At 60.2% G+C, this 11,032-nt stretch carries 10 protein-coding genes and 1 tRNA gene; 4 read left to right on the top strand and 7 right to left on the bottom strand.

Annotated features, from left to right (window positions below; all coding sequences use genetic code 11):
• Positions 1–7: 7 nt before the first annotated feature.
• The 3 genes from CO671_RS17330 to CO671_RS17340 all read right to left on the bottom strand — a co-directional run bounded on the left by CO671_RS17330 (position 8) and on the right by CO671_RS17340 (position 2,722).
• The gene (locus tag CO671_RS17330; RefSeq protein WP_097606945.1) at positions 8–1,498 is read right to left on the bottom strand and encodes an MDR family MFS transporter; all 1,491 of its coding nucleotides are present in this window, start codon (positions 1,496–1,498) and stop codon (positions 8–10) included.
• A 227-nt stretch (positions 1,499–1,725) separates the two neighbouring features.
• Positions 1,726–2,082 (bottom strand): hypothetical protein, encoded by a 357-nt coding sequence (locus CO671_RS17335; protein WP_097606946.1) that lies wholly within the window; start codon positions 2,080–2,082, stop codon positions 1,726–1,728.
• Positions 2,083–2,248: 166 nt separating this feature from the next.
• Positions 2,249–2,722, bottom strand: a complete 474-nt coding sequence (locus tag CO671_RS17340; RefSeq protein WP_097606947.1) for a hypothetical protein — start codon at positions 2,720–2,722, stop codon at positions 2,249–2,251.
• A 327-nt stretch (positions 2,723–3,049) separates the two neighbouring features.
• Here CO671_RS17340 and CO671_RS17345 point away from each other — a divergent pair, with 327 nt between their 5' ends.
• A complete protein-coding gene (locus CO671_RS17345; RefSeq protein ID WP_010030345.1) occupies positions 3,050–3,355 on the top strand; it encodes a hypothetical protein in 306 nt (101 codons plus the stop codon).
• Between the two features lie 66 nt (positions 3,356–3,421).
• Here the strand turns inward: CO671_RS17345 and CO671_RS17350 are convergent, their stop codons facing one another.
• Complete coding sequence (locus tag CO671_RS17350) at positions 3,422–4,075, bottom strand: hypothetical protein (protein ID WP_141514471.1); 654 nt, start codon at positions 4,073–4,075, stop codon at positions 3,422–3,424.
• 953 nt (positions 4,076–5,028) lie between these two features.
• Here CO671_RS17350 and CO671_RS17365 point away from each other — a divergent pair.
• Positions 5,029–5,499 carry a hypothetical protein gene (locus CO671_RS17365; RefSeq protein WP_170964994.1) on the top strand — a complete coding sequence of 157 codons (471 nt, stop codon included), beginning with the start codon at positions 5,029–5,031 and terminating at the stop codon, positions 5,497–5,499.
• Between the two features lie 298 nt (positions 5,500–5,797).
• On the opposite strand, the gene CO671_RS17370 is transcribed toward CO671_RS17365, so the two are convergent.
• Positions 5,798–5,873: transfer RNA gene (locus tag CO671_RS17370), tRNA-Thr, on the bottom strand.
• Between the two features lie 121 nt (positions 5,874–5,994).
• The gene (locus CO671_RS17375) at positions 5,995–6,954 is read right to left on the bottom strand and encodes a nitronate monooxygenase family protein (protein ID WP_097606951.1); all 960 of its coding nucleotides are present in this window, start codon (positions 6,952–6,954) and stop codon (positions 5,995–5,997) included.
• A 285-nt stretch (positions 6,955–7,239) separates the two neighbouring features.
• On the opposite strand from CO671_RS17375, the gene CO671_RS17380 reads away from it, so the two are divergent.
• On the top strand, positions 7,240–8,439 hold the full coding sequence (locus CO671_RS17380) for a regulator (protein WP_097606952.1): 1,200 nt from the start codon (positions 7,240–7,242) through the stop codon (positions 8,437–8,439).
• A gap of 75 nt (positions 8,440–8,514) precedes the next feature.
• On the opposite strand, the gene ppk2 is transcribed toward CO671_RS17380, so the two are convergent.
• On the bottom strand, positions 8,515–9,396 hold the full coding sequence (gene ppk2 / locus CO671_RS17385) for a polyphosphate kinase 2 (RefSeq protein ID WP_097606953.1): 882 nt from the start codon (positions 9,394–9,396) through the stop codon (positions 8,515–8,517).
• A gap of 243 nt (positions 9,397–9,639) precedes the next feature.
• Between ppk2 and phoR the strand changes: the two genes are divergently transcribed.
• Positions 9,640–10,860 carry a phosphate regulon sensor histidine kinase PhoR gene (gene phoR, locus CO671_RS17390; protein WP_097606954.1) on the top strand — a complete coding sequence of 407 codons (1,221 nt, stop codon included), beginning with the start codon at positions 9,640–9,642 and terminating at the stop codon, positions 10,858–10,860.
• The last annotated feature ends 172 nt before the right edge of the window (positions 10,861–11,032 follow it).

The raw sequence follows: 11,032 nt of genomic DNA on the forward strand, positions 1-11,032 counted from the left end.
GCAGCGGTCAATGCGAGGCCGCTTCGCTGGCCACCGCCGGTTCTTCGCGTTTGTGGCCATAGCCGACCGGGATCAGCCAGGTGGTGAGGAAGGTCAGCACCGCGACGACGACCACGCCCCAGAAGCTCCAGCGCAGGGCCGCATTGAAGACGCCGCGGATGTCAGGATCGGCGGCGAGCGCCGAGAGCCCGGTCGGCTGGTTCAGCGCATTGTGCAGGGCCGCCGCCGTTTCGCCGCTCGCATGGTGGCCGATGCCGGCGTTGAGGATGGCGCCGAGCACGGTGGCGCCGAGCGTATTGCCGAGGCTGCGGGCGAAGATGATCGAGGCGGTGGCGCTGCCGCGCATCGACCATTCGACGCTGTCCTGCACCAGCACGATGCTGGTCAGGCTGATCAATCCCATGCCGAAGCCCATGAAGAAGGAGCCGGCGCCGGCCAGAACCGGCGAGCTTTCCGGTGTCAGGAACAGCAGGAAACAGGCGCCGAACGGAAACATCAGGCTGCCGACGCGCAACGTCCGGCGAATGCCGAAGGCCTTGTAGAAGCGGCCGGAAAGCATCACCGCCAAGGGCCAGCCGACGATGAGCATGGTGAGCGTGAAGCCGGCAACAACAGGCGAGCGGCCGAGCACACCCTGGACATAGATCGGCAGGATGGTGGAAAGCCCGATCAGCGCCATGCCGGCAAGCAGCGTCGCCGCATTGCTGGTGGCGATCAGCGGGCGGCTCCAGAGCGCGATCGAAATGATCGGCTCCGGCGCCCGTTTCTCCTGGGCGAGGAAGAGCAGCCCCGCGACGACGAAGACGGCGAAAAGCGACAGCAGGATTGAGGCGCCCGCATCGGTTTCCGTCAGCATGACGAGCAGGGCGACGATCGAGATCGAAAACAGCACCGACCCGAGGTAATCGATCCGCGCCTGCTTGTGCGCGACGTCCTCCTTCAGAAAGATCATGAAGGCGATGATCGAGACGATGCCGATCGGCAGGTTGATCCAGAAGATCCAGGCCCAGGAGATATTGTCGACGATGATGCCGCCGGCAAGCGGCCCGACGACCGCCGAGGTCGCCCAGACGGTCGCCATCGCGCCCTGCACCCGGCCGCGTTCCTCGAGTTTGAAGAGATCGCCGATGATCGTCATCGTCACCGGCTGGATGGCGCCTGCACCCAGCCCCTGCAGCAGCCGGAACAGCACCAGCGACATCATCGACCAGGCAAAGCCGCAGAGCGCCGAGCCGGCGAGGAAGATGATAATGCCGCCGATCAGCACCGGCTTGCGCCCGAAAATGTCGGAAAGCTTGCCGTAGATGACTGTTGTCGTCGACTGCGCCAGCAGGAAGGCGGAAAACACCCAGCTGTAATAGGAAAAGCCGCCGAGCTGGCCGACGATGCGCGGCATCGCGGTCGCCACGATCGTCGCCTCGATGGCAACCATGAAGGTCGCGACCATGATGGTCGCGACGACAAGCACGCGGTTCGAGCGATGCGCTGCATTCGACATGACGATCCTCTTCGGGTGCTCCGCGGACGCCGGAATAACGGCAGGCTGGCTGAGGTGTGGGGCGATGCGCCATATGCGGAGGGATGCAGTCGTTCTACGACCTGAAAGCCAGTCGGTAAAGCAATTCTCGCGGCAGCCGTCGTTTTTTGCGCGACGTCAGCCGAAATGAAGGCCCGGCGCGATCGCGGCCCGACCCTCATTCTATCGGAGGCGAGCGCCTGCCCACCTCACTGCTGGCATGCTTCGCTGAGTGAGCTGGTGCCGGCCGTGCAGCCCGGCACCTGCTGAAGATCCGGATTGACGCCCCCGGGATTGATTGTCCTGCGCCCGCTGTTGAGATCGACGCCGCCAGTTCCGGTGGTGCTGCCGGTCGTACCGGGGTCGGTACCGACAGAGCCGCTGCCGGCCGACCCCGTACCTGCGGATCCGGTACCGGCCGAACCCGTGCCCGAGCTCCCCGAGCCGCCAATAACGGGCGCCACCGAAAGCCGCCCACTGGAATTCGCACCGCCAGTCGTCTGCGCCAGCGCCGAGCCGGCAAGGCTCAGAGAAAGGAGGGATATTGCGATGAGTTTGCAGGACATGGTTTTCTCCATCCTTGTTGTCTCAAGGGGAGAACCAGTTCGGGAGCGGCAGGTTCCTGCCGGAATTGCAGGTTTTCGGCGACCGTCGAAGGTGCCAACTGACCGCAGATACCAGCAAGCACAGGCATCTTATGGGCTCGACCAAAGGCGATAGACAGTCATTCTGTCATTCGTCGTCCAGCATTTTAAACTTTCGCGCCGCTTGAGGGCAGAGCATCGTGAACTGCTTGATTAGCGGTGGCATGCCTGAGGCGCACGACACATCTGCATCCTCTGGTAATGGGAAAGTCACGCGCAGCGGTTCTCCGCCAGAAGGAACGAAGGACAAGGTGCCCTTGCGGCAATCGGCCGTGGAACGATAGGTGTCTTTACCATCTTCTTTCATATACATCGCCACGCACTGCTCAACGGTCAGTTTCCCGCCATGTGCGGTTGTCTCGCCTCCCGGGTCTCGTTCGCAGTATTCCTGGAAGTTGGCCTGATTGACGTTCCCTTCCAGGACCGCATTTCTCGAATCCGTGCCGGTCCTGCTGACCAGCGTTCCGTCCCATCCAGCACATGAAGCGAGAGGGAAATCTTCGGAATGCGCGGGGAAAACGGCAAAGGTGAAAAGCACGACACTCAGAAGCGATATCCGCATAAATCCTCCTACTTGCCAGCCCTCGCGAGCTCGATCGACATCATTCGCTCATGCGAAAAGGGGCCTGATAATCGTGAATGAAGAAGCCCACCACCGGTTGAAGCTTTGCCTATCGAGCGGCCATCGTCAACACGTGCAATTATGCTTATAATTTCCTCTCGGCTTTCCCGAATGGCTCAGAGGAGCTATGTTGATGGAGGTCGAAAATGATGAAGGCGAAGTCAGCGTTTACGGCGAAAGCTTGATACACCAGACTGCTCAGCGCCGAGAGCGTCGCAGAAAGGTCCGCACAAATGTCGCCATCGGCTGAGCACGACGGAGCAGCGTATGAAGAAGGCAACTACCCTCCGTACTTTGGCTCTTACAACGATCGTTGCTGTCGCGGACATGTTTGCGGGCTACATAGTCTATGGTGATATGGTAATTCGTGATCAAGGCGGAGCAATTCTATTCGCAATTATCTTGGCAGCCGCTGTTATGCTCGTAGTAATTCTATCGTTTATGACGTTCGCATCGTTTATGACTGAATTTTTTATCAATGCATCTGGTGCAAAGTTCTTCAAGGAGAAAACAGGCAGCCCTTTTCACTATCTTCTCTGGGATGAACTTAGGGAACGGATTGAACGCGCTTGAGGCTCAACTGGCACTTCATCGCCGATCAAATTGAGGTCACATCGGCTGCTTGAGCGCGTAAAAAGGTCAATGGGCCGTGATTGGACTCGGAGAGGTGAGATCGATGCAGATGGCCGGCGCAGTCCCCAGATCAAGGCTCCAACAGGCTGGTGGGACTATCGGTTTCATTGCGTGGGCTCTGTCATAATCCATTATTTGAACAGCCACTGGATATAGCAGCTCTCCTGCACCTTGATCGTAGCGCATGATTGTCTTGATGAATTTCCCTGAGGTCTTCGATATCCAGATTTCTATCGCGGCACTCCATTTGCCTCGGTGCCAGTATGCGGAATAGTGAAAAGCAAGACCTTCTTCGGTTTGCGAGTCCCCGAGCTGTTTACAAGACGTGAAGACTGGCAGCCCCGAACTTGCATCAAGTGGGGTACGAATAGGCAGCCGCCTATCTTCATCCCAGACGCCATTTTCCATTCTGGAATAGATGACATTGTCAATCGCTCGCACCTCCATGTAAGGCCTGAGATGACCATCTTCTTGCAACTCCGATAAGGTATAGCTGTAGCGCCCGCTATTATGCATGTTTTCGTATGCACGGTTGACGGCATAGCAGGATTTGTCCTCCCCATTGAAAGCCAGATGAGAAGAGCGACTATCTTCCGCGCCATAAACGGTTGCGATTTTGGTGAGAATTAAACAAAAAACGGCTGCAGCAATAACACGCATGGGGAACCTGCGAATGGAAGGACGGATAAAGTCTGAAGTTTTGGTCGCATTAATGTTGTGCAATTTTCTTGCTTAGCGATTCCATGAGATCTTGCGGCGTGACAGCGTTGTCAAGAAGGTTTTGATGCGCGGGTTCTCGCCTGTGCTGTCTCCGTAGTTTTGTTCAACAGAAAGGTGTTGGAGATGGGTGAGGGGTTTCGACTTCGCCTGCTTACCATCTTTGGCATGATGGTCGGGTTGTTCTCAACCACAGCAGTCTATGTTTTGACTCGGCCCTTCGGACTAACTCCGATCGTCCAGTGGCTGTTCATGCTGGTCGGTGCCCCAGCGCTCGCGCTTCTCATCCATATGAGCGTTGGTAGGTTATATTTCTCGGCGAAAGGCGAAGGGCCATACGGTCCGCCACCGCCCAAATCACGAATTCCCAAGTACCATGAGCCAAAGCGCATTTTCCCGTGGGTTCCTTACACAAACCTATTTACGGTCTTCATGACGTTCTGCATGTTGCTAATGGGTGGCATCCGCTAGGGAATGGGACAAGATATCCTTCCTCCGCGCCCCCTTAGTATTCCCACGCCTGACCAGCGGAGTATTTCCGTCTTGAGCTCGGCGACCTTTTCAACCATCTGCAGGTAGGTGGGGTCTTCGCGCTCGTCGAGCTCCGGAATGTCATCTTTCTCGCCCCACGCGCCGATCAGGGATCGGATGGATAAGCTCATCTTCGGCAAGTCCGCGGTCGACACCAGATAGAAACGAAATGCAGTCTTCGTCCCTCCGGCGCTTGTTGCAAAGATCCAACATGGAGACTGGACGCATGATGGGAAGCTGCGCGACCCCTCATATAAGGGCTACGGGATGAGCAGGCTGACGCGGTGGTTTATGAGTTGAATAAGAATTCCAGCCTTACGCAATCGAGGCGGCTTAGGCATTCGCTGCACGAAAGGAAAACAACGATGCTGCGAGCGCTTCTGAGTACACTTATGCGTGTCTGCTTAAAAGCAATTTTGCTTCTGGCAGCTATTGGTTTGAAACCAGCAGCCGCTACGCCTCCATGTCCTCCCCCGAACGAATTGCTGGCGAAGGCGAAGGTCGTAGTTGAGGCGCGCGTGAAGTCGCTTTCGATCGGAGAATCTGGTTTGCTGGCGGCGGAGCCCGACGTTCCGACCCGGATGATACGGATCGATTTGGAAATCACGCGGGTTATCAAAGGCAAATACCCACGCAAGGAAGCAACCGTGTACGGGGTCGCCTTTCCACCGGGCCCCTTTATGGAACTGGCCACGATGGCGTTGATCACCGGCCTCGGTGGTGACGACACGTTCGAATGGGAACTTTCACGGAGCGAACTAGGTCCTGGCTTGGAGCTCTATACGATGAACAACTGCAGCTATTACAAGTTTCGGGATGATTTATTTCGCCGCTAATCGTCACCAAAGTCAGCATGGGAGTATGTCCACCAGCGCCCCACAGCGCCTCATCCTGAGGTGCCCCGCTGGGGCCTCGAAGGGTGAGGCGGGTGCGCTGACAGCAGCCGGATGCAAGGAGCAACCTTTCGGCGTGTCCTTCGAGGCTTCGCCCTGCGGGCTGCGCACCTCAGGATGAGGTTCGTCGGAGGGTGCCGCACCAAAGCCAGGAGCGCGCAATCCGAGGCGTCTCGAATGGGATCGAGACCACCGTGCTTCGGCGCACATTATTTTTAGAAGATGTTGAAGTCTGAAAAAATGGTGCCGCTTACGTGACTCGAACACGTGACCCCATCATTACGAATGATGTGCTCTACCGACTGAGCTAAAGCGGCATTTGGCGGCCGAAGCGTGCGGCCTGCGATTTGCATGGCGCTGATACAGGCATTGTCCGAAGATTTCAAGCACCCTGTCATGCCTTTGGCAAAAAAGAGGGCAGGCTGTGGAAGACCGGCCTCAGAGCGCCAGCCGGGCGCGGGCGGCCCTGTATTCGGCCTCCAGCCGGTCGACGAGTTTGGCCACCGGCTCGACGGCCTTGACGGCGCCGATGCCCTGGCCGCTGCCCCATATGTCTTTCCAGGCCTTGGCGCCGCCGGTTGCCTGTTCGAAATCCATCTTCGAGGGGTCGGCGACGGGCAGGTTGTCGGGGTCCATGCCGGCGGCGACGATCGAGGGCTTGAGGTAGTTGCCGTGCACACCGGTGAAATAGTTGGAATAAACGATGTCGGCCGCAGCCCCCTCGACGATCGCCTGCTTGTAGGCGTCGGCAGCGCGCGCCTCTTGCGTGGCGATGAAGGGCGAGCCGATATAGGCCATATCGGCGCCCATCGCCTCTGCGGCGAGGATGGCGCCGCCGGTCGAAATCGCGCCGGCAAGCAGCAGCGGCCCGTCGAACCATTCGCGGATTTCCTGGACGAGCGCAAAGGGCGACAGCGTGCCGGCATGGCCGCCGGCGCCTGATGCCACCGCAATCAGCCCGTCGGCACCCTTGCGGATCGCCGAATGGGCGTGGCGGTTGTTGATGATGTCGTGCAGCACGATGCCGCCATAGGAATGCACGGCGGCATTGACCTCCGGCACGGCGCCGAGCGAGGAGATGACAACAGGCACCTTGTATTTGACGCAGAGCGAGAGATCATGCTCCAGCCGCTTGTTCGACATGTGGACGATCTGGTTGACGGCAAAGGGTGCCGCCGGTCGCTCCGGATGGGCGGCGTCGTGGCGGGCAAGCTCCTCGGTGATCTCGGCCAGCCATTCGTCGAGCTGGCTTTCCGGCCGGGCGTTCAATGCCGGAAAGGCGCCGACGACGCCCGCCTTGCATTGCGCCAAGGTGAGCGCCGGATGCGAAATGATGAAGAGCGGCGAGCCGATCACCGGCAGTCTGAGTTTGTCCTTGAGGATCGGGGGCAGGGCCATGGTTCACCGCTCGCATTGACGTTTACGAAAACGTCAATCTCATAACAGAGAAGAAAAGCCGATAAAAGAGCGGCTGCCATGCCTTCGTCGATTTCAGCCCGATATATCAGGCGGAGAGAACGATAGGTAAGGCCCGCACGCCGGTGAAAGCTGGCGAATATCGCCTGAGATCCACGGCGGGCGGGCCTGCAAGGCTTGCGGTTTGCCGCACTTGCCGCTACCGAATTTTGATGGAGAACGGCGGGGATTGCGGTCCGACGCCGGGTTCAAGGTGAAGGACTAGATGTGAGCGGATTAGAAACGGCCATCAGAACAGCGCTCGAAAATGCCGATCGCGACAATCCGGAAGTTCGAGCGAGGATCTACCAGTCGGCCCGCCAGGCGCTGGAAGCCGGCTTGCGCAAGCAGGATATTACCGATGCCGACGCCGTCGCCCACCACCGCCACCGTCTGGAAACCACGATTCATGCCATCGAAGGCGAGGAGCGCGACCGGCTCCACCCCCGCCAGCGGCCGCCCGAGGTGCCGGTGCCGCCGGTCGTCGAAATGCCGGCGCCGCCGGTTCATCGGGGCGACGTCACCGATATCGACAGCCTGATCGACAGCCCGGTGGCCGCGGGCGAGGCCCGCTCTCCCGAGGTGGTCATGCACCGCAGCGACGAGTCGAGCCTCGACAACGTCCACGCCGGCAATGCCGATCATCTCGCGGCCGCCCCGGCCGGCGAGGAGCGGCTGACCCGCGGCGAGCGTGCGACCAGCATGGATTTCCGCCCGGAGCGGGCGGCGGGCCGCCGCAAGCCGCGCAAGTTCTTTTCCCGGCTTCTCGTCTGGTGCGTGCTCTTTGCCTTCATCGGCATCGGCGCCTGGTGGGCCTATACGTCGGGCCTGCTGTTGACGGCGGCCGAACGCGACACCAGCGTCGCCAATCCGCCGGCGAGTACCCAGCCGGAGGATTTCACCGGCAATGACGACAGCGCCGGCGATGCCGCCACCCACACCGATCAGCCGGTGACCATCGATCCGCAGAACAGCTTTTCGGCCGATTGGATTCCGGTGTTCAAGCCTGAGGAGGCCGACAAGATCAAAAGCGGCCCGCGGGCCCGCATCGAAAACATCACCGAGAATGACGGTCCCGCCGTGCGCCTGATTTCCGAAAGCGGCGCGGCTGACGGCAATATCTCCTTCAGCGTTCCGGCCTCGGTGCTGCAGCAGCTTGCCGGCAAATCCTCGACCATCGCGCTGACGCTGCAATCGACCACCGACGAGCCGACGCAGGTGACGGTCGAATGCAATTTCCAGTCGCTCGGCAATTGCGCCCGCCACCGCTTCACGGTCACCCGCGAAAAGTCGGATGCGCTGCTGCAGGTGAAGTTCGACCGCTCGCTCGCCCCGAATTCGCCGGGCACGCTGACGATCAACAGCGATCTCGACGGCAAGGCGCGCGGCATCAACCTCTTCGCCATCCGCATCCTGCCGGGGCAGTGACCGGCGTCTTACAGCGCCGCGTCTGAAAAGACGCGCGGCGCTGTCCGGCAATTATGCAGCCGGGCGGCAGACGGCCTATTTCAGGAAGCCGGGGCCGGAGCCGATGATCTCTTCGTCGACCGCGCCGATCGCCGCCTTGTCCTTACCGTCATAGTCCATCCTGTTCAGCATGTGACGGATGAGCTGCAGACGCGCACGCCGCTTGTCATTGGCGCGGATGACGGTCCATGGCGCGAAATCCGTGTGGGTTTCCTTCAGCATCCGATCGCGCTTTTCGCTGTAATCGCCCCATTTCGTCAGCGCCGCGATGTCCATCGACGACAGCTTCCAGACCTTCAGCGGATCGTGCCTTCGGTCATGGAACCGCTTGATCTGCATCTCCCGGCCGATATCAAGGTAGAATTTGAAGAAGAAGATGCCCTCATGGGCGATGATCTTTTCGAGCTGCGGCGCCTGTTTGAGGAAGCCTTCATATTGCAGCGGCGTGCAGAAGCCCATGACCGGCTCGACGCCGGCGCGGTTGTACCAGGAGCGGTCGAACAGCACGAATTCGCCCGATGTCGGGAACTGCGCGACATAGCGCTGGAAATACCATTGTCCCTGTTCGCGTTCGGTCGGCTTGGCGAGGGCGACGACGCGCGCAAGGCGTGGGTTCATATGCGCCGAGGAAGCCGAGATCGCGCCGCCCTTGCCGGCCGCGTCCCGTCCCTCGAACAGCGCCATCACCCGCTTGCCTGATGCCTGCAGCCAGAACTGCACCTTGACGAGTTCCACCTGCAGCTTTTCCAGTTGCTCCAGATAGTCCTCCTCGTTGAGTTTCTTCTTGTAGGGAAATGCGCCGGATTCCAGCGCACGTTCCTCCACCCAGTCCGGCAGGACAGGATCATCGACGTCGAAGACGCGCTTCTTGCCGCGGATATCCAGTTCCACCGCCCTGCTTTCGACATCCTCGCCCATATGCTCCTCCTGCGCTGGTGGCCATCTTGCCGCAGGCGAACATATTTGCCATTGAAAATCAAATCTTTCGCGGGCCGCCGGCAATATTTCTCCAGGCTTGCGCTGCGGTCTTTCGCTTCGGGCGCGCCAGCCGAAAACTTCTGTCATGAATTGCCGCTATCAGGCAGAGTTCCAATATAAAGAAAAACGAATCGACGCCGCGAGGCCCACTTGCAAGACGAAATCCCGTGGAGAAAAAGCCTGTTGGCGCGCATCCGGCGCGAACGGCCGGTGCTGCTTGCGGCCATCCTCAGCGCCCTCATCGCTCTCGCCGCCGGCATGAACAAGTGGGTCGTGCTTGTTCTCCTGCTCGTGATGAGCTTGACCGCGCTGTTCAACGAGGCGCCGGTGCTCAAGCCGGAGCCGGGCGAGCCGGAGGAGACGGAGCCGGAAGCGCCGCCGAGCCGCCTGCCTGACATTTCCGCCACGCTTGCCGGCCTCGATATTCCCGTGATGGTGCTGTCGGAAGATGCCTCGGTGCTCTTCCAGAACCGCGCCGCCGAAAAGGCCTTCGGCGAAGTGGCGCTCGGCGCCCACATATCGGCCCGGCTGCGCTCGCCCGGTGTGCTCGACATGGTGCGCGAAACCATCGCCACCAATGCGCCGAACCAGATCGAGCATGCCGAGCGGCTGCCGTCCGAGCGGGTCTATATCGTCCGCAGCGCGCCCGTCGAGTTCAAGGCCGACGGCCAGCGCGAGCGGTTTTTCATCCTCTCCTTCCGCGATATATCGGAGGTTCGCCGCATCGACCGCATGCGCTCGGATTTCGTCGCCAATGCCAGCCACGAACTGCGCACGCCGCTCGCCTCGCTGCGCGGCTTCATCGAGACCATTCAGGGGCCGGCGAAGAACGATCAGAAGGCGCAGGCGCAGTTCCTGGGCATCATGTTCGATCAGACGACACGCATGAGCCGGCTGGTCGACGACCTCCTGTCGCTCTCGCGGCTGGAACTGAAATCGCATATCGCACCGGATGAGAAGGTCGATCTGGTGCCGCTGCTCGGCCATGTCCGCGACTCGCTGGTGCCGCTGGCCAGAGACGTCGGCGTCGATATCAACCTGCATCTGCCCGACGGCAAGGTCGAGGTGCTGGGAGATCGCGACGAGCTCGTCCAGGTCTTCGAGAACCTGATGGAAAATGCCTGCAAATACGGCCAGGAAGGCAAGGTCGTCGACGTCCGGCTGAAGAATGGCGCCGGCGGGCCCGTCGAGGTCAGCATCATCGACAAGGGGCCGGGCATCCCGGCCGAGCACGTGCCGCGTCTGACGGAACGCTTCTACCGCGTCAGCATCGAAGACAGCCGCTCGAAAAAAGGCACCGGCCTCGGCCTCGCCATCGTCAAACACATCCTCACCCGCCACCGGGCGCGGCTGATCGTCAAATCCGAAGTCGGCAAGGGCACCGATTTTACCGTGCGGTTCTGACGGGGAGAGGGGACGTGCCATACGAGACAGCTGAGTTAAGTCCCCTCTCACCGTAAAACGGGGAGAGGGTTAGGGTGAGGGGCAAATCACATGGAACGACTTTAATGAGGGGCCCCAAGCCAAAAACCACTGCCCGAGCGCGATCATTGCGTCAGTCCGATAACGATGCGGA

This window comes from Rhizobium sp. M10 (assembly GCF_002531955.1).
GTDB lineage: Bacteria > Pseudomonadota > Alphaproteobacteria > Rhizobiales > Rhizobiaceae > Rhizobium > Rhizobium etli_C.